Raw genomic sequence first — 21,210 nt, 5'->3', positions numbered from 1 at the left:
ATTGGGGGAGGTGGCTCGAAGCGAAGCGTAGAGACGGAGGGGGCCGCCGCGAGAGCAGTGTCCGGGGTTGGTCCCCTCCACCCCTTCGGGGTCCCCCTCCCCCGATGGGGGAGGATCACAGGGCGGGCGTTCACGCCCCTACCCCGCTCCGAAACCGGTGGCTGCGATAAGGGTCAGGGGCTCCAGCCAGGTCAGGCCGACGATTACCAGCGGGAAGCTGAAGGCCGCGCAGGCCCAGCCGATCCACTGGGCTTCCACCGGCCCCTTGTCGGTCGGCGCCGTGCCCTCGGGTGCCGCGTCGAACCACATCAGCTTGATGATGCGCAGGTAGTAGAAGGCGGCCACGACCGAGGCCACAAGACCCGCAGCGGCGACCATCCAGTAGCCGGCCGAGGCGGCCGCGCCGAAGACGTAGTACTTGCCCCAGAAGCCGGCGAACGGCGGCATGCCCAGCACAGACAGCGACAGAATGGTAATGGCCAGGGCCGTCAACGGACGATCGTTCTTGAGGCCTGCGAGGTCGGCGATCTTGCGGATCGGACGGCCGTTCCGGCTGAGCGACAGCAGGATGGCGAAGAAGCCCAGGGTGTCGATCATGTACAGGGTCATGAACATGACCATGGCCTGCAGCCCCTGTTCGGTGCCGGCGGCGATGCCGAGGACGGCGTAGCCGATGTTGGCGATCGAGGAGTAGGCCAGCAGGCGCTGGACGTCCTTCTGGGCCAGGCCGCCCCAGGCGCCGACCACGAAGCTGGCCAGGGCGATCAGGATCAGGACCTGGGCCCACTGGTCGTGGGCGCCGAGGAAGCCTTCCGACAGGGCGCGGGCGAACAGGACCATGGCGGCCATCTTGGGCGCCGTGGCGAACAGGGCCACGACCGGCGTCGGCGCGCCTTCGTAGACGTCGGGCGTCCACATATGGAACGGCGCGGCCGAGACCTTGAACGCCAGACCGCAGATCAGGAAGACCAGGCCGAAGATCAGGCCCGGGCCCGGATTAGCGGCGGCATAGGCGGCGATGTCCTCGAACCGCATCGAGCCGGCGAAGCCGTAGATCAGGCTCGCGCCGTACAGCAGCAGGCCCGACGACAGGGCGCCGAGGACGAAATACTTCAGGCCGGCTTCCGACGCCTTGAGGTCGTCGCGGTGGTAGGCGGCGAGAATGTACAGGGCGAGCGAGTGCAGCTCGACCCCGACGTAGAGCGAGATGAGGTCGCCGGACGACACCATCATGCCCATGCCGACGGCGGCGAGGACGATCAGGATCGGGAACTCGAAGCGGGCGATGTTCATCCGCTGCATCCAGCCGCCGCCCAGAACTACGGCGAAGGCCGAGGCGATGTAGATCGCGACCTTGGCGTAGATGGCCAGCGGGTCGGCGACATAGGCGCCGTTGAAGGCCTGACCCAGCGGGCCGGTGGCGGCGACGGCGGCCGCTGCGACCAGCAGGGCCACAGACAGGATGGAGATCAGCCGCGCCGACTTCTCGCCGATGAAGGCGCCGAGCAGGAGCAGGACGAGAGCGCCGATCGCGAGCGTCAGCTCAGAGGCGGCGAGGTTCAGGGCGTAGGACAGGTCAGGCATTATTCTCTCACCCGCCGGTCGCGAGCTGCCAACCGTTGACGACGGCGTCGACGGAGGCGGCGGTGTAGTTCAGGACCAGGTCCGGCTGCACGCCCAGCCAGATGGTGCCGACGATCAGGGGGACGAAGATGACCAGCTCGCGCAGGTCGATGTCCTTGATCGTGGCCAGGGCCGGGTTGGTGATCTCGCCGAACATGACGTTGCGGTACAGGGTCAGGGCATAGACCGCCGACAGGATGACGCCCGTCGCGGCCACGAAGGCGGCCCAGGTCGAGGCCTGGTAGACCCCGGTCAGGGTCAGGATCTCGCCGATGAAGCCCGAGGTTCCCGGCAGGCCGACGTTGGCCATGGTGAACATCAGGAAGATGGCGGCGTACCAGGGCATCCGGTTGGTCAGGCCGCCGTAGAAGGCGATCTCACGCGTATGCATCCGGTCATAGACGACGCCGACGCAGAGGAAGAGCGCGCTCGAAATCAGGCCGTGGCTCAGCATCTGGAAGACGGCGCCCTGCATGCCCTGGGTGTTGCCGGCGAAGATGCCCAGGGTCACGAAGCCCATGTGGGCGATCGAGGAATAGGCGATCAGCTTCTTGATGTCGGTCTGACGGAAGGCGACCAGCGAGGTGTAGGCGATGGCGATCACCGACAGGGTGAAGACCAGCGGCCGGTACAGCACCGAGGCGTCCGGGAACATCGGCACGTTGAACAGGATGAAGCCGTAGCCGCCGAGCTTCAGCAGGATGCCGGCCAGGATGACCGAGCCCGCCGTCGGCGCCTGGACGTGGGCGTCGGGCAGCCAGGTGTGCACCGGCCACATGGGCATCTTCACCGCGAAGGAGGCGAAGAAGGCCAGCCACAGGATCGACTGGGCCTGCGGCCCGAAGGCGTATTCCTTCAGCGCCGGGATCGAGGTCGTGCCGGCCTCGTTGGCCATCCACAGCATGGCCAGCAGCATCAGGACGGACCCGAGCAGGGTGTAGAGGAAGAACTTGTAGGCGGCGTAGATCCGGTTCGCCCCGCCCCACACGCCGATGATGATGAACATCGGAACGAGGGTGCCCTCGAAGAAGATGTAGAACAGGAACAGATCCAGCGACGTGAACACGCCGATGACCAGGGTTTCCAGCACCAGGAAGGCGATCATGTAGTCGCCGACGCGCGTCTCGACCGACTTCCAGCTGGCCAGGATGCAGATCGGCATCAGGAAGGCGGTCAGCAGGACGAACAGGATCGAGACCCCGTCGACGCCCAGATGATAGCCCGCGCCCGCGAACCAGACGTAGTTCTCAACGAACTGGTAGGCGGCGTTCGCGCTGTCGAACTGCAGCACCAGCACGGTCGAGACAGCCAGCACCACCAGGGTGGTGATCATGGCGACCCAGCGGGCGATGCTATCCTCACTGGACCTGGCCATCAGCTTGGCCAGCAGGATCAGTCCCGCGCCGACCAGCGGCAGGAACGTCACCACGCTCAGGATGTTGGGGATCGTACCCATAACTCAGGCGCCCCAGGTGTAGATGGCGAAGGCGAGCAGACCGGCCACGCCGAGCAGCATCACGAACGCATAGTGATAGACATAGCCGGACTGGATCTTCGCCAGTCGCGCGGCGGACTTCAGCGAGGCCCAGGCGGCGCCGTTCGGCCCCAGACCGTCGATGATCTTGACGTCGCCGACCTTCCAGAAGAAGTCGCCCAGCGCCTTGGCGCCCTTGACGAAGATGACGTCGTAGATCTCGTCGAAATACCACTTGTTGTAGAGGAAGCTCCACAGCGGTCCCTCGTTGGCGGCCATGCGTTTCGGCAGACCTTCCTTCAGCACGTAGAACCAGAAGGCGATGAAGGCGCCGGTCAGGGTGACGATCAGCGGCGACCACTTCACCCACAGCGGAACGTCATGGCTCTCGTGCAGGACGTGATTGGTCGGGCCGTTGAAGATGGCGCCGCGCCAGAACTCGGTCTCGTGGTGACCGATGAAGTTCGGGGCGAAGACGAAGCCGGCCGCGATGGCGCCGATCGACAGGGCGATCAGCGGAACCAGCATGATCCACGGGCTCTCGTGCGGCTTCAGCGGACCGTGGTGGCCGTGGTCGTCGTGGGCGTGCTCGTCGTGCGCGTGATCATCGGGCAGCGGCTCGGAATGGGTCTCGATCTGGGCGTGCGAAGCATGGTCGTCGTGACCATCGGCATGCCCGTGCGCCAGCGCCTCTTCCGTCCACTGCGGCTTGTTGTGGAACGTCATGAAGATCAGCCGCCACGAATAGTAGCTGGTCAGGCCCGCCGCGAAGATGCCGACGACGAAGGCGAAATAGCCGGCCGGCGAATGGCCGCTGGTCGCCGCCGCGAAGGCGCTCTCGATGATCGAGTCCTTGGAATAGAAGCCGGCGAAGCCGCCGATCCCGGGGATGCCCAGGCCGGTGATGGCGATCGTGCCGATCATCATGACTGCATAGGTCACGGGCAGCAGCTTCCACAGCCCGCCCATCTTCCGCATGTCCTGCTCGTGATGCATGCCGTGGATCACCGAGCCGGCGCCCAGGAACAGCAGGGCCTTGAAGAAGGCGTGGGTGAACAGGTGGAACATCGACGCCTCATAGGCTCCGACCCCGGCCGCGAAGAACATGTAACCCAGCTGCGAACAGGTCGAATAGGCGATCACCCGCTTGATATCGTTCTGCATCAGACCGACCGTCGCGGCGAACAGGGCGGTGACCGCGCCGGTGACGGCGATGATCAGCGACGCCGTCGGGGCGTATTCGTAGATCGGGCTGAGCAGGCAGACCATATAGACGCCGGCGGTGACCATGGTCGCTGCGTGGATCAGGGCCGACACGGGTGTCGGGCCTTCCATGGCGTCGGGCAGCCAGGTGTGCAGGAAGAACTGCGCCGACTTGCCCATCGCGCCGATGAACAGCAGCACGCCCGCGAGATCCAGCGCCGACCAGGTGTAGCCGAGGAACTCCCAGCCCGTGCCGGCCTTCGAGGCGATCATCGGGAACAGTTCGGCGAACTGGATCGTGCCGAACATCCAGAAGACCGTGATGATGCCGAGCGCGAAGCCGAAGTCGCCGACGCGGTTGACGACGAAGGCCTTGATGGCGGCAGCCGAGGCGGTCGATTTCTTGAACCAGAAGCCGATCAGCAGATAGGAGGCGAGGCCCACCCCTTCCCAGCCGAAGAACAGCTGCATGAAATCGGCGGCGGTAACCAGGGCCAGCATGGCGAAGGTGAACAGCGACAGATAGGCGAAGAAGCGCGGCTTCGAGTCGTCCTCGGCCATATAGCCCCAGGAATACAGGTGCACGAGCGAGGACACCGTCGTGACCACGACCAGCATGGTCGCCGAGAGGGCGTCGATGCGGATCGACCAGTTCGACTGGAAATCGCCGACGTTGATGAAGGGCGAGATGACGACCGTGAACGGCTCGAGATGACCCCAGGTCCACTGGCTGAACACGGTCCAGGCCACGGCGCACGAGAAGAACAGCAGGCCGGTCGTGACGGCTTGAGACGGGATATCGCCGATGCGGCGGCCGAAGAAGCCGGCGATCGCCGCGCCGAGCAGGGGGGCTAAGACGCCCAGGGTGACCAATAGTTCGAGGCTCACGCGGTCAGCCCTTGAGGTTCATTTCCGAGCATCCCCGCGCAGGCGGGGACCCAGTGCTCTTGGGAGTCACTGGCGGTCGGGATTACGGTCGAAGCGAATGCGGACATGTCCGCTCGCCCAAAGATCTGGGTCCCCGCCTTCGCGGGGATGCACGGAAGGGCTTGCATCATCACCCCTTCATCACCGACGCATCATCAACCGCGATATCGCCGCGGTTGCGGAAGAAGGTCACCAGGATGGCGAGGCCGACGGCGGCCTCGGCGGCGGCCACGGTCAGGACGAACATGGCCATGATCTGCCCCGACACGTCGTTCAGATAGGCCGAGAAGGCGACGAAATTGATGTTCACGGCCAGCAGGATCAGCTCGACCGACATCAGGATGATGATGACGTTCTTGCGGTTCACGAAAATGCCGAAGACCCCGATGGTGAACAGCATCGCCGCCACCGCCAGATAGTGCTGCAGGGTGACTTCCATCAGCGCAGTTCCTCGCCGGTGACGCCGACGCCGGTGACGACGCCCTTGATCTCGACCGAGGTCTTGCGGTCGCGGTTGGTCTGGGCGCCCGGATCCTGGCGGCGGACCGAGGTCCGCTTGCGCAGGGTCAGGACGATGGCGCCGATCATGGCGATCAGCAGCACGATCCCGGCCGCCTGGAAGAAGTAGATATAGTCAGTATAGAGCACCCGCCCGATGACCTCGACGTTCGAGGCGTCTGCGGTCGCCACGGCCGGGCCCACGGCGTCGGCGGCCGCCCCGCCCTGCACCACCACGATCGAGATCATGATCATCTCGGCCAGCAGGATGCCCGCCACGATCGCGGCCAGGAGCAGATAGGTCGCATATCCCTCGCGCAGGCGGACGAAGTCGACGTCCAGCATCATGACCACGAACAGGAACAGCACCGCGACGGCGCCGACGTAGACGACCACCAGCAGCATCGCCAGGAACTCCGCGCCCAGGAGGACGAACAGTCCCGCGGACGAGAAGAAGGCCAGGATCAGCCACAGGACCGAGTGCACGGGATTGCGCGCCGTCACGACCAGGAGGCCGGACAGAACGGCGGTCGCCGCCAGCAGATAGAAGGCTATGCCTTGCAGCATGGGAGGGACGATGCCCCTTTCAGTCAGTTGGGCGGCGACCCGTAAGGGAATCGCGCGCTTCGTTTAGCGATAGGGGGCGTCGAGTTCCAGATTCTTCGCGATCTGCCGTTCCCAGCGGTCGCCGTTATCCAGCAGTCGGGCCTTGTCGTAGTAGAGTTCTTCTCGCGTCTCGGTCGCGAACGTCGAGTTCGGTCCCTGGACGATGGCGTCCACCGGGCAGGCCTCCTCGCACAGCCCGCAGTAGATGCATTTGACCATGTCGATGTCGTAGCGGGTCGTGCGGCGACTACCGTCAGACCGCGGCTCGGACTCGATCGTGATGGCCTGGGCCGGGCAGATGGCCTCGCACAGCTTGCAGGCGATGCAGCGTTCCTCGCCGTTGGCGTAGCGACGCAGCGCGTGCTCGCCCCGGAAACGCGGCGATTGCGGGCCGCGCTCGAACGGGAAGTTCACCGTCTTCTTGGGACGGAAGAACTCGCGCATGGTCAGGCCGAACGCGCCGACCAGATCGAGCAGCAGCGCGCCCTTCGCGGCCTGGGCGATACGGGTGATCATCGGACGGGGTCTCCCGGACGCGTGCAATCGCGCTCGTAGCGATCCGTATCCTTGTTCATGATGGCGCACAGGCGGACGCGTTCGGTCTCGCGGCGCTGGATGTCATCCTGGCGACGCTGCCACTGATAGACCGAGGCGGGTTCGGCCTCATAGGCGGGCGGCAGACAGCCGGCCAGAGTGAATGCGGTCAGGGCGAGAAGGCCCATGCGGATCATGCCCCCACCGCGAAGACGCGCCAGGCCGAGACGGCGACCACAGCGACCAGCGAGGTCGGCAGGAAGATCTTCCAGCCCAGACGCATCAGCTGGTCGTAGCGGTAGCGGGGCACGAAGGTCTTCACCATCGCGAACATGAAGAACCAGAACAGGATCTTCATGAACAGCACACCGAACAGCAGCAGGTTGACCAGGAAGGGGTTCCAGTCGGCGGTGAAGTCGATCGGGAAACCCGGGTTCCAGCCGCCGAAGAACAGGATCGAGATCATCGCGCACATGAAGATGATGTTCACATACTCGCCCATCATGAACAGCAGATAGGGCGTCGACGAATACTCGACCTGATAGCCGGCCACGAGTTCGGACTCAGCCTCGGGCAGGTCGAACGGCGGGCGGTTGGTTTCGGCGAGGGCGGAGATGAAGAACATGATCATCATCGGGAACAGGACGACGACCAGCGGCCAGGTGTCGGCCCCGCCGCCGAAGGCGTACCAGTTCCAGATCCAGCCTTCCTGCGACGTCACGATGGACGACAGGTTCATCGTCCCGGCCAGCAGGATGACGTTGATGATGATCAGGCCGATGGAGACCTCATACGAGACCATCTGCGCGGCGGAGCGCAGCGAGCCCAGGAAGGGGTATTTCGAGTTCGAAGCCCAGCCGCCCATGATGATGCCGTAGACGCCCATCGAACTGATCGCGAAGACGTAGAGGATGCCGACGTTCAGGTCCGAAATGACCCAGCCCGGCGCGAACGGAATCACCGCCCAGACGGTGAAGGCCATGATCACGGTGATGACCGGCGCCATCAGGAAGACGACCTTGTCCGCGCCGGCCGGGACGACGATCTCCTTCAGGACGAACTTGATCATGTCGGCGAAGGACTGAAGCAGGCCGAACGGACCCACGACGTTGGGGCCCTTTCGCATCATGACGGCTGCCCAGATCTTGCGATCCGCCAGCAGCAGGAAGGCGACCGCGATCAGTACGCCGACGGTGACGAGCAGAACGGCGCCGGTCGTGGCGAGGGTCCAGCCGACAGGCGTGGTCCAGAAACTATCGGTCATTTCCCACCTCCGCTCATCCCCGCGAAGGCGTGGACCCAGTGCTGTGGGCGATGACTATCGACGGCGGATTGCCGGCCGACATCCGACGCACCGTGCGTCAGCGAAAGAACTGGGTCCCCGCCTTTGCGGGGATGAGCGGAAGATATCATGCGTCTACTCCGCCGCCAGCAGGGCCGGAGCCATGCGCTGGGCGCTGAGCTCGGCCATGGTCGCGCTGGCGCGCGCGATTGGGTTGTTCAGATAGGGATCGACAACGATCGAGGCGAAGGCGACGTCGCCCAGCTCGCCCTTGATGCCCAGGTTCGCCACGTCGAACGATGCGGCCGGGGCCAGATAGTCGATGCGTCCGAAGGTCGGATGATCGCCCATCAGCGTCACACGCAACTGGTCCAGCGTGTCGTACGGCAGGGTGTGGCCCACGCGTTCGGACAGGGCACGCAGGATGGCCCAGTCTTCCTTGGCCTCGCCCTTCGGGAAGACGGCGCGTTCGGCCATCTGCACCCGGCCCTCGGTGTTCACATAAAGCCCTGACTTCTCGGTCCAGGCGGCGCCCGGCAGGATGACGTCGGCGGTGTGCGCGCCTCGGTCGCCGTGGCTGCCCAGGTAGACCTTGAAGGCCCTGGACGGGCCGGTCTCGATCTCGTCGGCCCCCAGCAGGAACAGGACATCGAGAGCGCCCGGTTGAACCATTTCGTGCGCCGACAGGCCGCCCGTCGCGGGCACGAAGCCCATATCCAGACCGCCGACGCGGGCGGCGGCGTGGTGCAGGACGTTGAAGCCGTTCCAGCCGTCCTTGACGACGCCGACCTTGGCCGCGAGCCGACCGAGAGCGTTCAGCACGGCCGCACCCTGGCGGCCGACAAGGGCCCCGGACCCGACGACGATGGCGGGGCGTTCGGCGTTGGCCAGGGCGTCGGTCGCCGCCTTGGGCAGCTTGACCAGGGTCCGGGTGCCGCGCCCGACGACGTCGTAGTCATAGGTCAGGTCGGCAGCCGGGCCGATGATGCTGACGCGGGTCTTGCCGGCCAGCCAGCTCTTGCGGATCCGCTGGTTCAGCAGCGGCGCCTCGGTGCGCGGATTGACGCCGACCAGAAGGATCGAGTCAGCCTCTTCCAGCCCTTGCAGGCCGGTGTTGAACAGCCAGCCCTCGCGGGGGCCGTAGCCCATGGCTGCGCCGTCCTGACGGCAGTCGGTGTTCGACGATCCCAGCGCGCGGAACAGGTCCAGCGCCGCCTTCATCGATTCCGCGTCCTGCAGGTCGCCGGCGATGACGCCGATCCTGTCCGCCGGGGCGGCCTTCAGCGTCGACGCCACGGCGTTCAGCGCCTCGTCCCAAGAGGCGGCGCGCAGCTTGCCGTTCTCACGGACATAGGGCCGGTCCAGACGACGCGCCTGCAGGCCGTCGACGACGTAGCGGCTCTTGTCCGACAGCCACTCCTCGTTGATGCCTTCGTGCACGCGCGGCAGGATCCGCATCACCTCGGCGCCCTTGGACTGGGCCGAGATGTTGGAGCCCAGGGCGTCCATGACGTCGATGGTCTCGGTCTTCTTCAGCTCCCACGGGCGATAGTGGAACTGCCACGGACGGTGAGTCAGGGCGCCGACGGGGCACAGGTCGTTGACGTTGCCCGACAGCTCGGAGTTCACCGCCTGTTCGAGATAGGTGGTGATCTCGGCATCCTCGCCGCGCGAGATCATGCCGATGTCCGGCACGCCCGCCACTTCACTGATGAAGCGCACGCAACGGGTGCACTGGATGCACCGCGTCATGTAGGTCTTGATGGTCGGACCCATATGCTTTTCTTCGACTGCGCGCTTGTTCTCCGCATAGCGGGAACCGTCGCGGCCGTAGCCCATGGCCTGGTCCTGCAGGTCGCACTCGCCGCCCTGGTCGCAGATCGGGCAGTCCAGCGGGTGGTTGATGAGCAGGAACTCCATCACCCCTTCGCGGGCCTTCTTCACCATCGGCGTGTCGGTGAAGATCATCTGGCCCTCGGCGGCCGGCAGGGCGCACGACGCTTGCGGCTTCGGCGGTCCGGGCTTCACCTCGACCAGGCACATGCGGCAGTTGCCGGCGATCGACAGTCGCTCGTGGTAGCAGAAGCGCGGGATCTCGTGCCCGGCGCGCTCGGCGACCTGAAGCACGGTCATGCCGGGCTCGAACTCGACATCGACGCCGTTGACCTTGGCGACGGGCATCAGCGGACCTCTTCTTCAGCGCGAACGACCTCGGCGGCCGTCTGCGTCGTGCCGTCAGGCAGCGTTTGGGTGATCTCGATCTCGTCGCCGCGCATGGCGTAGCGCACGACCGGATCGCCGGATTCATTCATCCACCGCACGGAGGCGGGGTCGGGCAGATCGAGCGGCTTCCACACGACCAGACCGTCGGCGGCCCGGCACCGGGCTTTCATCAGGCCGCCGTCGACCGGCGCGCGCCACTGGGCGTTGACCGCATCGCCCTCGATGCCGGTCAGTTCGATAGCCGCTACGTCCTGGCCGTGGATGGCGGCGAGACCGGCCTTGCACACGCGGCGCAGGTCGACGGCCGTCAGGACGGCGGGCGTCTGCGCCACGGCGTCGGACACCGGCGCCTCGGCGGCGACGATCTCGGTCGGCGTCGGCTCGGCCTTCTCCGACGCCTGGTTGCAGGCGGCGAGAGCGGCGATGGCCACGGTCAGGATGAGCACAGCCCGCATCCCCTACTCCGCCGCGATGGCGTGGCCGGCGAAGTTCGCGCGGCGGCTGCGGTAGGCCGAGATCCGGTCCTCGATCTCGTGACGGAAGTGACGGATCAGGCCCTGGACCGGCCAGGCGGCGGCGTCGCCGAGGGCGCAGATCGTGTGACCCTCGACCTGACCGGCGACGTCGAGCAGCAGGTCGATCTCCGACGGATCGGCCTCGCCCACGGCCATGCGTTCCAGTACGCGCCACATCCAGCCGGTGCCTTCGCGGCAGGGCGTGCACTGGCCGCAGCTCTCATGCTTGTAGAAATAGCTGATCCGAGCGATCGCCTTCACCAGGTCGGTGTCGTTGTCCATGACGATCACGGCCGCGGTGCCCAGGCCCGACTTCATGTCGCGCAGGCTGTCGAAGTCCATGAGCGCCGTCTCGGACATCTCGCGCGTGATCAGCGGCACGGAGACTCCACCCGGGATCACGGCCTTCAGGTTGCCCCAGCCGCCGCGCACGCCGCCGCAATGCTCTTCCAGCAGCTGGCGCAGCGGAATCGACATGGCTTCTTCGACATTGCACGGCCTGTTCACGTGGCCGCTGATCGACATCAGCTTGGTGCCGGTGTTGTTCGGGCGACCGAAGCCGGCGAACCACTCGGCCCCCCGACGCAGGATCGTGCCGACGACGGCGATCGACTCGACATTGTTCACCGTGGTCGGGCAGCCGTAGAGGCCGGCGCCGGCCGGGAACGGCGGCTTGAGGCGCGGCTGGCCCTTCTTGCCCTCCAGCGATTCCAGCAGGGCCGTCTCTTCGCCGCAGATATAGGCCCCGGCGCCGTGGTGGATGTAGACGTCGAAGTCCCAGCCGTGGACGTTGTTCTTGCCGATCAGCTTGGCTTCATAGGCCTGCTTGACCGCCGCCTCCATGCGCTCGCGCTCGAGCACATATTCCCCGCGCAGATAGATGTAGCAGGCATGGGCCTGCATCGCGAAGGAGGCGATCAGGCAGCCCTCGATGAGCAGGTGGGGATCATGACGCATGATCTCCCGGTCCTTGCAGGTGCCGGGCTCGGACTCGTCGGCGTTGACGACGAGATAATGCGGACGATCCTTGAGTTCCTTGGGCATGAAGGACCACTTCAGCCCCGTCGAGAAGCCGGCGCCGCCGCGTCCACGCAGACCCGAGTTCTTCACATTGGTGATGAGCCAGTCGCGGCCCATGTCCAGCATGTCCTTGGTCGCGTTCCAGCAGCCGCGGGTCTTCGCACCCTCCAGGCCCCAATCCTGGAGCCCGTACAGGTTGGTGAAGATGCGATCCTTGTCCTGCAGCAGGCCGGCCATCAGCGGGGTCCCTCCACGACCGGAGCCGCCGACGCCCTTGCCGCGCGGGCGCGAGAGTTCGCTGCGCCGGTCGCCGGTCTGGCGCTCGGTTGGCGGAGGCGGACGCTGGCCGCCCGAATCCGTGGGTGTCTGATCAGGCGCATTCGGGGAACCGGCGGGAGAAGACGGAGGGGACGGCGCAGCGGGCGCCGGCGGAACGGGCTGTGCCGAGGCTCCGCCGAGGGGCAGAGCGCCGGCGCCCATCAGATTGGCCATGAACAGGCCGGCGACGCCGCGCTTCGGATGTTTCGATGTGATGACGGTCCCCCGAACGTCTTGAGATCACGCAGTGTGCACGCGCGGTCAGACAATCACGCGACGGTTCCCCGTGGGCGAGAAGCAGCGCGCTCATTGTGCGCCTCCGTCGAGTTCGGCCAGACGGCGGCGGTGATAGCGGGTGCGAAGAAAGATGGCGGCCAACATCAGGGCCCAGCCGCCGCCGAGGGCGACATAGCCGGCCATCTGGACGGTCGCGCCGAAGTCGCCCGCACGCCCGGCCAACCAGACGAGGATGGCGCCCAGCAGCACCAGGCCGAAACCGGCCAGGCGCGGCGTGCGACCCACGGTGCGCAGTTCGGCGCGATAGGCTGCGACCTGGGCCTCGGTTTGGGGATCGGACTGGCTCATTGCGAGTCCTTCTTACGGGCGGTCAGCCAGGCGGAAACCCCCAACAGAATGAACATCGCCCCGATGCCGACGAACGCGATCTGCTCCCCCAGCCATGCGGCCAGCAGAAACATCGCCCCGGCGACGCCCCAAAGCATGGGGGCCAGACGCTGAATGTCTTTCGGTTCGACCATCAGGCGGGCACCGGATCGGAGTTCGGCAGCCTGGCGATCGGCTGGGCGGCCGAGCCGTCGTAGAGCTTGAGGTCGGTCAGGGTCAGGGCCCCGCCCTCCGGCGCCGAGTTGACCCGATCGACGCGCGTCCCCGGCTTCGGCGTCTTGCCGGCCGCGAAGTCGTCGATGATCTGGTTCATGTCCGAGGCCGTGAGGTCCTCGAAATAGTAGTCGTTGATCATGGCCATCGGCGCGTTGACGCAGGCTCCCAGGCACTCGACCTCTTCCCAGTAGAATTTGCCGTCGGCCGACAGGGTCTGTTTCGGGCCGATCCGGTCCTTGCACACCTTCATCAGGTCGCCCGAGCCGCGCAGCATGCAGGGGGTCGTGCCGCAGACCTGGATCAGGGCCGCCGAACCGACCGGCTCCAGCATGAACATGGTGTAGAAGGTCGCGACCTCCAGCACCCGGATGTAGGCCATGCCCAGCAGGTCGGCGATGGCGCGCAGGCTCGGTTCCGAGACCCAGCCCTCCTGTTTCTGCACCAGCCACAGGATCGGGATCACCGCCGACTGACGACGGTCGGCGGGGTATTTGGCGATCCACCACTCGGCCTTCTTGGTCGTGTCCTTCGAGAAGGCGAACGAGGCGGGCTGTTCCTTGGCGAGGCGGCGAACCGACATCAGACGTCCATTTCCGAGGCGACGACGCCGTCGCCGATCATCTTCTTGCGCAGGGTGAGAATGCGATGCTGGCCCTGGCGGGTCAGCAGCACGTTGTGCTGCCAGGTCTCGCCGGCGCTGTCGGTCACCGAATAGGACACGACGGACCAGCCTTGACGGACGAGATCGCTGAGAGGGGCGTCGCTCATGAGAAGGCCTTCTTGCGAAGCGCTTCGACCCGCTTGCGGGCGCGACGAACAGGCGGGAGCAGGAAGCTGGCGGCGAAGCCGATGATCGACAGTCCGAGGAGGATCGGGAACCACCAGGCCGCATCACGAAGATCAGGGAGGAACCCGCCCACGGTGATCATGACCAGCAACGGTGCGAGCGGGCCGACGACGAGCACCTCGTCAAGCATCCGGCCCTTGCGGCCGCCCGGATGCATCGCGTTCCGGGGATCGTTCATATTGGCGACGAAGATCACGCCGCCGATCATCAAAAGACCGGCGATTACGACCGCGCTCAGGGTGATGTTGGCGAACAGTTCGGTCACTAGCGGTCGACCTCGCCGAAGACGATATCCAGCGACCCCAGGATGGCGGACACGTCCGCCAGCATGTGGCCGCGGTTCATCCAGTCCATCGCCTGCAGGTGACGGAAGCCGGGGGCCGAGATCTTGACGCGGTACGGCTTGTTGGTGCCGTCCGAGACCAGATAGATGCCGAACTCGCCCTTGGGCGCCTCGACGGCGGCGTAGACCTCGCCCGCCGGGGTGTGGAAGCCTTCGGTGTAGAGTTTGAAGTGATGGATCAGGGCTTCCATCGAGCGCTTCATCTCGCCGCGCGACGGCGGCACGATCTTGTTGTTCTCGACCATGACCGGCTCGCCCGGACAGTTCCGAAGCTTGTGGATGCACTGCTCCATGATGTGCACCGACTGCTTCATCTCCTCGATTCGCACGAGGTAGCGGTCCCAGCAGTCGCCGTTCTTGCCGACGACGATGTCGAACTCCAGCTCGGCATAGCATTCGTAGGGCTGCGACTTGCGCAGGTCCCAGGCGATGTCGGAGCCGCGCAGCATGACGCCGGTGAAGCCCCACTGCAGGGCCTGTTCCTTCGACACGATGCCGATGTCGACGTTGCGCTGCTTGTAGATACGGTTCTCGGTGACGAGGCTCTCGATGTCATTCAGCGCCGTCGGGAACTCGGCGCACCAGCGGCCGATGTCGTCGATCAGGGCCATCGGCAGGTCCTTGTGGACGCCGCCGGGCCGGAAGTAGTTGGCGTGAAGCCGCGCGCCGCAGGCCCGCTCATAGAAGACCATGAGCTTTTCGCGCTCCTCGAAGCCCCACAGAGGGGGCGTCAGGGCGCCGACATCCAGGGCCTGGGTCGTCACATTCAGCAGGTGCGAAAGGATGCGGCCGATTTCCGAATACAGGACCCGGATCAGCTGGGCGCGGTACGGGACCTCGATCTCGAGCAGACGCTCGATGGCCAGGCAGAAGGCGTGCTCCTGGTTCATCGGCGCGACGTAGTCGAGCCGGTCCAGATAGGGCACGTTCTGGAGGTAGGTGCGGGCCTCCATCAGCTTCTCGGTGCCGCGGTGCAGCAGGCCGATGTGCGGATCGACGCGCTCGACGACCTCGCCGTCCAGCTCAAGCACCAGACGCAGCACGCCGTGCGCGGCCGGGTGTTGCGGGCCGAAGTTGATGGTGAACTTGCGGTCGTCCATCTCGCGCGCATGCGCGGTCCGGCCGTCGTCGAAAGCGATGTGACCCAGGTCGTCGGCGACCTGGTCGAGCGTGGCGCGGTCGGGGGTCGCGTTGGCGATGGGGTGTCCGTCAGCCATCAGGCCTTGCCTCCCGAAGGCGCGGCGCCCGCGACAGCAGCGGCCTGGGCCGCCTTTTCGTCGCCCGGCAGGACCGGGGCCGGATACTCCGCGCCCTCCCAGGGGGAGAGGAAGTCGAAGTTGCGATATTCCTGCGTCAGCTTGACGGGTTCATAGACCACCCGCTTCTGCTCCTCGTCGTAGCGGACCTCGACATAGCCCGTCATCGGGAAGTCCTTGCGCAGCGGATGCCCCTGGAAACCGTAGTCGGTCAGGAGCCGGCGCAGGTCCGGGTGGTTCGAGAACAGGACGCCGTACATGTCGAACGCCTCGCGCTCGAACCAGCCGGCCGAAGGATAGACCTCGATCACGCTGGGGACCGGCTGGACCTCGTCGGTCGTGCACTTGACCCGGATGCGGGCGTTCCGCGTCAGAGACAGCAGATGATAGACGACGTCGAACCGCTCGGCCCGGTCCGGATAGTCCACGCCGCAGACGTCCAGCAGCTGCTGGAAGCCGAACCGGTCGCGCAGCGAGGTCAGGACCTCGACGATGCGGTCGCGGTGGCAGGCGATGGTCAGCTCGCCCCAGGCCAGGCTGGCATCGACCTTCAGCTCGGCGACCATCTCCTGACCCAGCGGGGTCAGGCTCTCGGTATTGCGCGCGACGGTCGCGAGGTGGCCGTTCATCGAAGGAACGCTCATCGCTCGATCGTCCCGGTGCGACGGATCTTCTTCTGCAGTTGCAGCAGGCCGTAGATCAGGGCTTCCGCCGTCGGCGGACAGCCCGGAACATAGGCATCGACAGGTACAATGCGGTCGCAACCGCGCACCACGCTATAGCTGTAGTGGTAGTAGCCGCCGCCGTTTGCGCACGAGCCCATCGACAGGACATAGCGCGGGTCCGGCATCTGGTCGTAGACCTTGCGCAGGGCCGGAGCCATCTTGTTGGTCAGGGTGCCGGCGACGATCATCAGGTCCGACTGACGCGGGCTGGCGCGCGGGGCCATGCCGAACCGCTCGAGATCATAGCGCGGCATCGACGCCTGGATCATCTCCACGGCGCAGCAGGCCAGACCGAAGGTCATCCACATCAGCGACCCGGTGCGGGCCCAGTTGATGACGTCGTCGAGCGACGCCGTCAGGAAGCCCTGCTCGGCGACCTCGGTGTTGACCGCCTCGAAGAACTTGTCGTGCAGCTTGGGGTCATAGCCCTGGACCGTCGAACGCGCGCCCTGGCCGAAGGCGGTCGGCAGGGGCGAGGACGGGGCGATCAGGCCGGTGGGGGAAATCACTGCCATTCCAGCGCGCCCTTCTTCCATTCGTAGATGAAGCCGACGGTCAGGACGCCCAGGAAGGACATCATCGACCAGAAGGCGAAGATCATGCCGCCCTTGCTCAGGTCGAAGATCGACACGGCCCAGGGGAACAGGAAGGCCACTTCCAGGTCGAAGATGATGAACAGGATCGACACCAGATAGAACCGCACGTCGAACTTCATCCGCGCGTCATCGAAGGCATTGAAGCCGCACTCGTAGGCCGAGAGCTTCTCCGAATCGGGGTTCGACGGCGCCATCGCCCAGGAGGCGGCCATGAAGCCGACGCCGATGATCGTGGCGATGCCCACGAAGATCACGATCGGCAGATACTGAAGAAGAAATGCGTTCATTGGATACGTCCACGCCGCGAGGGAGGGCGGCGGATTCGGCGCTTTCTAGACCCAACCCGGCGACGGTTCAAACCCAAGCGGCGAAAGGATTTTTCTTGCGAACGGTTCGCACAAGAGCGGCTCCGGGAAGCCCGCGTTCTGCGACCGGACGTGTGCACGGAAAACTGTCGCAAAGCCCCGAAACGTCGCTTGACACCGGGGCGACCCCCCGCCTAAACGACGCCCCTCGCCGCGACGGAAACGACGCGGCGGGAAACGCGGGTGTAGCTCAGTTGGTTAGAGTGCCGGCCTGTCACGCCGGAGGTCGCGGGTTCGAGTCCCGTCACTCGCGCCACTTTCTGTGAATGCAGAAAGTGGCGCGCGCCCCCTCTCCTCCTTGAACTGAAACGCGGTCATTGTAGTGTCGATGAGCGAATGCGTTCGTCGTTGTGGGACCGCAAAATTTTCGCGGGTCGAACCGCCGATACCGCCAATCCCTCCGACAGGTCGGCCGAAATCGCAATCAGTCGCGGGGCGTGGCCTGCTGGACGCGCACGGAGTGGGCCATGGCGGCAGCGACCGCGCCCAGCCTCCCCTCATCAGAGATCTGGCTCTGTTCCGAACCATAGACGCCGCTCAGGAAGGCCAGATCCCAGGAAGTGAGGCTGGCGGGCGCTCGTTCCGGCTGATCGAACAGGTTGAGGATCGTGTCATAGCCGCGAGGCTGCGCTTCGGGATCGATCTGAACCAGGGCGACCATCGTCAGATAGGCGGCCAGTTGGTCGGTCGTGACCGCCCCGATCTTGTCCACGTCGACGACGATGATCACCTGTGCGAGGTCGTCCCGGAGATCGTTACGCAGAAGCGAGCCCGTCACGATGCGCCGGTTGTCGCCGAAGTCGTTTGGGCTCGTTAGGTCCCCCGACGCCTCAAACGGCGCGTCTCCGGGCCCCCGGTTGGCGGCTATGCCGGTGTCGATATCGACCGGAATGCTGACATGCCACCAGCGCACCGCCGCGTCCGTGTTCTGGAACCGCGCCAGGGCCCGCCCACCCCGGTTGGCGCCAGACATGTTCAACCTGAACTCGCGGCGGCGTGAGGCGACCATCGCCCTGGTCGTTTCGTTGGCATCGACCGTGAAGGTGATGAAGACACGCGCTTCGCAACCCGGTCGCCCAAGACGGACGCCGAGACCTTCGGCGGTCGCCGAAATGCGCTCGATGATCTGTTCGGCCGCTTCGCGCTGGAGATTGCCGACACCAATGCAGAGAGTTTGTCGCCAGGCTGCCGCGCCGCTGCCCTCGACGGGCGCCGCCACCTCATCGATGAAGGCCACCGTCGCCTCCCGCAGCGGGCGGCCCAAAACGACGATGTCGTCGAGCCGGGATTCGTCCTGGCTGCCGGCGAGCGGCTCGCTGGCCTGAGCAGTGACGGTCGAGCCGCTCAATGCAGCGGCGAAGGCGAGCGCTGCGATTCCGAAACCCATGAAAGCCCCCAACTGTTCAGCCCACAGGACGCGGGCAGTTGGAGACCAAGTCAAGCCCCGGTTGTGCGGCGCCCCATCAGTGAACCGCCAGTTCCTCGCCCGGCTGCACGAACTCCGGCCGTCCGCTGACCTCGGCATAGGTCATGCACAGACCTTCGAAGACGCGGTTCCAGGCGAAGGTCTCGACCGTGTGCACCCGGGCCGCCGCGCCGATGGCCTCGACGTCGCGGGCGAACAGGGCCTCGATGGCCTGGGCGTAGTCGTCGGGGTCGGCGCTGCGGGCCAGCTGGCCCACGTCATTGGTGACCGTCTCGGCCACGCCGCCGGCGTTGACGCCCACGACCGGACGGCCGCAGGCCATGGCCTCCAGCACGATCAGGCCGAACGGCTCCTTGTCGTTGGCGTGGACGAAGGCGTCGCAGCTGGCGATGATCCGGGCCACGGCCTTCGGGTCGCGCTCGTAAGGCAGGGCGATAACGCGGTCTTCGGCGGGCATCCCCTGCCCGGCCCCGACCAGAACCAGGTGATAGGGGGCGCCCAGCTTCTGCACCGCCTCGATCAGGACATCGATGTTCTTCTCACGCGCGGGACGACCGGCGAAGCACAGCAGACGGGCGCTGGCGGGCAGGCCCAGCCTCTTCAGCAGCCAGTCGCGATCCCGCCGATCGGGCCGGAAGGTGTCGATCTCCACGCCCAGGGGGCGGATGACGATGTCGCGGATGCCGGCCTCTTCAAGGCGGCGGGCGATGAAGCGGCTGGGCGAGATGACGCGGTCGAACTGGCCGAACAGCCGGGCCCAGCGTTTCTCGACCGGCTTCTTGGCCCATTCGCCGAAGTGAAGCGCGGCGAGGCCCGCAGGATCGGAGTGGCAGAAGCCGACGACCGGACAGCCGGCGCGCTGACCGGCCTCCAGGGCGCCCTGCCCCGGCGTATAGGGATCGCCGGCCTCGATCAGAGACGGCTTCATCGAGGCGACCCAGGCGCCCCAGCGCTTGACCGAACTGGGCCAGCGATAGCCGTCGCCGAACGGCAGCTTGGTCGCGTGCAGCTGGATAATGCCGTCCCGCCCGGCCTTGTGCTGGGCGCCCGGCACGACCAGCGAGTGGGCGACGCCCGGACGGTTCGCCTCCAGCCAGGCCTTCTTGGACAGCAGGTAGCGTTTCACCCCGCCGGAGCGCGGCGCATAGAGCATGGTGGTGTCGACCATGCGCGGACGCGGATCCTGGGTGGACGCCTTCAGAACCCTGAGCGTTTCGGCGACCTCTTCGTCCCAGCCGGGAATGAGCCGCAGCTCACCTTCGTGAACGTCGAGATCCGTAAGGCTCATGGGGTCTTGCTCCAGGGACTGCTGGCGCTGAACGCGCGTCCGGGACTTTGGGATGCGTGCGGACGATTTGGGCCGGGCCATGAAGCGCCCGTAGCCCTGCGGACGGCGAAGCTCAAGCCTGATCGTCGGAATCGCCCGGCGGCGGGGTGGAGATCCCCCTGCGGGCCAGGGCCTCGCGCAGGAGAATCTCCACCTGGGCGTTGACGGAGCGCAACTCCGCCGCCGCCAGCCGTTCGACCGCCGTCATCACGCCCGCGGAGGCGCGCATCAGGAAGGGCTTGCGGACCCTGGCCACGTCCTAGCCGTAGAGGGTGCCGGTGTTGACCACCGGCTGGGCCTCGCGGTCCGCGCACAGCACGACCAGCAGGTTGGAGACCATGGCGGCCTTGCGGTCCTCGTCCAGATGCACGACCTCGCGCTCGCCCAGATCCTTGAGCGCGCTTTCGACCATGCCGACGGCGCCGCGCACGATCAGGCGGCGGGCCGACAGGATGGCCTCGGCCTGCTGACGACGCAGCATGGCTCCGGCGATCTCGGGCGCATAGGCCAGGTGGGCCAGACGGGCCTCGTCGATGGCAACGCCCGCAACCTTGACCCGGTTGGCTAATTCGTCCCGCAGCCGCCCGGCCACGTCCTCGGCGTCGGCGCGCAGGGTCAGCTCCTGTTCGACGCCGTCCTGCTCCTCGCCGTGGTCGTAGGCGTAGTGAGAGGCGATATCGCGCAGGCCCGTGTCGATCTGGATGTTCACGAAGGCCTGGTAGTCGTCGACATCGAACAGGGCCTGGGCCGAATCCTCGACGCGCCACACGACATTGGCCGCGATTTCAACCGGGCTGCCGCGCTTGTCGTTCACCTTGAGCTTGTCCGAGGTGACGTTCCGGGCGCGGAGCGAAATCTTCTTGCGTGTGTACCAGGGCAGGATCCACCGCAGACCGGTCGTCCGATCCGTGCCGCGATAGGATCCGAACAGCATGATGGCCGCGCCCTCGTTCGGCTGCAGCGCATAAAGGCCGCACAGCAGGAACAGGCCGATGACCGCCAGCACGATGCCGCCGACGACGTAGACGGGGGTCTCAGGCCCTTGCGCCACGGCGACCGGCCCCAGAATGATCAGGCCCAGCCCGACCAGCAGCATCAGTATGCCGTTGGCGGTCTGTGCGGGCCGCTCCTGCGAGATTGTACGTTGATCGGTCATTTCGCCCTCCTTTTGATATAGAAGTGATATCACTTTTCAGGCCGCAACGCAACGCTTTCAGTGACCTCCGGTCACCCGACACATCGCTTTCGGCCTTGCATTCGCC

At 66.0% G+C, this 21,210-nt stretch carries 24 protein-coding genes and 1 tRNA gene; 1 reads left to right on the top strand and 24 read right to left on the bottom strand.

The window, feature by feature from the left end; translation table 11 throughout:
• Positions 1-138: 138 nt before the first annotated feature.
• The 20 genes from nuoN to ACP7AB_RS08160 all read right to left on the bottom strand — a co-directional run bounded on the left by nuoN (position 139) and on the right by ACP7AB_RS08160 (position 17,117).
• Positions 139-1,584, bottom strand: coding sequence for an NADH-quinone oxidoreductase subunit NuoN (nuoN, locus tag ACP7AB_RS08255; RefSeq protein ID WP_425989852.1), 1,446 nt, complete (start codon positions 1,582-1,584; stop codon positions 139-141).
• A gap of 7 nt (positions 1,585-1,591) precedes the next feature.
• Positions 1,592-3,079: an NADH-quinone oxidoreductase subunit M gene (locus ACP7AB_RS08250; protein ID WP_425989850.1), complete on the bottom strand. Its 1,488-nt coding sequence runs from the start codon at positions 3,077-3,079 to the stop codon at positions 1,592-1,594.
• A 3-nt stretch (positions 3,080-3,082) separates the two neighbouring features.
• On the bottom strand, positions 3,083-5,188 hold the full coding sequence (nuoL, locus tag ACP7AB_RS08245) for an NADH-quinone oxidoreductase subunit L (RefSeq protein WP_425989848.1): 2,106 nt from the start codon (positions 5,186-5,188) through the stop codon (positions 3,083-3,085).
• 169 nt (positions 5,189-5,357) lie between these two features.
• Positions 5,358-5,666 carry an NADH-quinone oxidoreductase subunit NuoK gene (nuoK, locus tag ACP7AB_RS08240; RefSeq protein WP_303694284.1) on the bottom strand — a complete coding sequence of 103 codons (309 nt, stop codon included), beginning with the start codon at positions 5,664-5,666 and terminating at the stop codon, positions 5,358-5,360.
• Positions 5,666-6,292 (bottom strand): NADH-quinone oxidoreductase subunit J, encoded by a 627-nt coding sequence (locus tag ACP7AB_RS08235; protein WP_425989845.1) that lies wholly within the window; start codon positions 6,290-6,292, stop codon positions 5,666-5,668. The genes nuoK and ACP7AB_RS08235 overlap by 1 nt, the downstream gene beginning before the upstream one ends.
• A 63-nt stretch (positions 6,293-6,355) precedes the next feature.
• Positions 6,356-6,847, bottom strand: a complete 492-nt coding sequence (gene nuoI, locus ACP7AB_RS08230) for an NADH-quinone oxidoreductase subunit NuoI (protein WP_425989844.1) — start codon at positions 6,845-6,847, stop codon at positions 6,356-6,358.
• The gene (locus tag ACP7AB_RS08225) at positions 6,844-7,062 is read right to left on the bottom strand and encodes a hypothetical protein (protein WP_425989842.1); all 219 of its coding nucleotides are present in this window, start codon (positions 7,060-7,062) and stop codon (positions 6,844-6,846) included. Before ACP7AB_RS08225 ends, nuoI begins: the two co-directional genes overlap by 4 nt.
• Entirely contained in the window at positions 7,059-8,129 is a 1,071-nt protein-coding gene (gene nuoH, locus ACP7AB_RS08220; protein ID WP_425989840.1) for an NADH-quinone oxidoreductase subunit NuoH, read from the bottom strand. The genes ACP7AB_RS08225 and nuoH overlap by 4 nt, the downstream gene beginning before the upstream one ends.
• Before the next feature lie 153 nt (positions 8,130-8,282).
• Positions 8,283-10,328, bottom strand: a complete 2,046-nt coding sequence (nuoG, locus tag ACP7AB_RS08215; RefSeq protein ID WP_425989838.1) for an NADH-quinone oxidoreductase subunit NuoG — start codon at positions 10,326-10,328, stop codon at positions 8,283-8,285.
• Complete coding sequence (locus ACP7AB_RS08210; protein WP_425989836.1) at positions 10,328-10,825, bottom strand: hypothetical protein; 498 nt, start codon at positions 10,823-10,825, stop codon at positions 10,328-10,330. Before ACP7AB_RS08210 ends, nuoG begins: the two co-directional genes overlap by 1 nt.
• A gap of 3 nt (positions 10,826-10,828) precedes the next feature.
• Positions 10,829-12,142 (bottom strand): NADH-quinone oxidoreductase subunit NuoF, encoded by a 1,314-nt coding sequence (gene nuoF / locus ACP7AB_RS08205; protein WP_303694276.1) that lies wholly within the window; start codon positions 12,140-12,142, stop codon positions 10,829-10,831.
• Positions 12,143-12,529: 387 nt separating this feature from the next.
• On the bottom strand, positions 12,530-12,808 hold the full coding sequence (locus tag ACP7AB_RS08200; protein ID WP_425989834.1) for a hypothetical protein: 279 nt from the start codon (positions 12,806-12,808) through the stop codon (positions 12,530-12,532).
• Positions 12,805-12,981, bottom strand: a complete 177-nt coding sequence (locus ACP7AB_RS08195) for a hypothetical protein (RefSeq protein WP_425989832.1) — start codon at positions 12,979-12,981, stop codon at positions 12,805-12,807. The genes ACP7AB_RS08200 and ACP7AB_RS08195 overlap by 4 nt, the downstream gene beginning before the upstream one ends.
• On the bottom strand, positions 12,981-13,643 hold the full coding sequence (gene nuoE / locus ACP7AB_RS08190; protein WP_425989831.1) for an NADH-quinone oxidoreductase subunit NuoE: 663 nt from the start codon (positions 13,641-13,643) through the stop codon (positions 12,981-12,983). Before nuoE ends, ACP7AB_RS08195 begins: the two co-directional genes overlap by 1 nt.
• Positions 13,643-13,831, bottom strand: a complete 189-nt coding sequence (locus ACP7AB_RS08185) for a hypothetical protein (RefSeq protein WP_425989830.1) — start codon at positions 13,829-13,831, stop codon at positions 13,643-13,645. Before ACP7AB_RS08185 ends, nuoE begins: the two co-directional genes overlap by 1 nt.
• Entirely contained in the window at positions 13,828-14,175 is a 348-nt protein-coding gene (locus tag ACP7AB_RS08180; protein ID WP_425989828.1) for a hypothetical protein, read from the bottom strand. Before ACP7AB_RS08180 ends, ACP7AB_RS08185 begins: the two co-directional genes overlap by 4 nt.
• The gene (locus tag ACP7AB_RS08175; protein WP_425990131.1) at positions 14,175-15,353 is read right to left on the bottom strand and encodes an NADH-quinone oxidoreductase subunit D; all 1,179 of its coding nucleotides are present in this window, start codon (positions 15,351-15,353) and stop codon (positions 14,175-14,177) included. The genes ACP7AB_RS08180 and ACP7AB_RS08175 overlap by 1 nt, the downstream gene beginning before the upstream one ends.
• A 116-nt stretch (positions 15,354-15,469) precedes the next feature.
• Positions 15,470-16,153, bottom strand: coding sequence for an NADH-quinone oxidoreductase subunit C (locus ACP7AB_RS08170; protein WP_425989826.1), 684 nt, complete (start codon positions 16,151-16,153; stop codon positions 15,470-15,472).
• Entirely contained in the window at positions 16,150-16,770 is a 621-nt protein-coding gene (locus ACP7AB_RS08165; protein ID WP_303694271.1) for a NuoB/complex I 20 kDa subunit family protein, read from the bottom strand. The genes ACP7AB_RS08170 and ACP7AB_RS08165 overlap by 4 nt, the downstream gene beginning before the upstream one ends.
• The gene (locus ACP7AB_RS08160; RefSeq protein WP_303694270.1) at positions 16,740-17,117 is read right to left on the bottom strand and encodes an NADH-quinone oxidoreductase subunit A; all 378 of its coding nucleotides are present in this window, start codon (positions 17,115-17,117) and stop codon (positions 16,740-16,742) included. The genes ACP7AB_RS08165 and ACP7AB_RS08160 overlap by 31 nt, the downstream gene beginning before the upstream one ends.
• Before the next feature lie 257 nt (positions 17,118-17,374).
• On the opposite strand from ACP7AB_RS08160, the gene ACP7AB_RS08155 reads away from it, so the two are divergent.
• A tRNA-Asp gene (locus ACP7AB_RS08155) sits at positions 17,375-17,451 on the top strand.
• A gap of 168 nt (positions 17,452-17,619) precedes the next feature.
• On the opposite strand, the gene ACP7AB_RS08150 is transcribed toward ACP7AB_RS08155, so the two are convergent.
• The 4 genes from ACP7AB_RS08150 to ACP7AB_RS08135 all read right to left on the bottom strand — a co-directional run bounded on the left by ACP7AB_RS08150 (position 17,620) and on the right by ACP7AB_RS08135 (position 21,104).
• Positions 17,620-18,582, bottom strand: a complete 963-nt coding sequence (locus ACP7AB_RS08150) for a hypothetical protein (protein ID WP_425989823.1) — start codon at positions 18,580-18,582, stop codon at positions 17,620-17,622.
• Between the two features lie 76 nt (positions 18,583-18,658).
• On the bottom strand, positions 18,659-19,909 hold the full coding sequence (locus ACP7AB_RS08145) for a glycosyltransferase (protein WP_303694268.1): 1,251 nt from the start codon (positions 19,907-19,909) through the stop codon (positions 18,659-18,661).
• Between the two features lie 112 nt (positions 19,910-20,021).
• Positions 20,022-20,204 (bottom strand): hypothetical protein, encoded by a 183-nt coding sequence (locus ACP7AB_RS08140; RefSeq protein WP_425989821.1) that lies wholly within the window; start codon positions 20,202-20,204, stop codon positions 20,022-20,024.
• Between the two features lie 3 nt (positions 20,205-20,207).
• The gene (locus ACP7AB_RS08135; protein ID WP_425989820.1) at positions 20,208-21,104 is read right to left on the bottom strand and encodes an SPFH domain-containing protein; all 897 of its coding nucleotides are present in this window, start codon (positions 21,102-21,104) and stop codon (positions 20,208-20,210) included.
• Between the last annotated feature and the right edge of the window lie 106 nt (positions 21,105-21,210).

Source organism: Brevundimonas sp. TWP3-1-2b1, assembly GCF_049896165.1.
GTDB classification, from domain to species: Bacteria; Pseudomonadota; Alphaproteobacteria; order Caulobacterales; family Caulobacteraceae; genus Brevundimonas; species Brevundimonas subvibrioides_B.
Note: the sequence above shows the minus strand (reverse complement) of the source record. Positions and strands in the feature narration are given on the sequence as shown.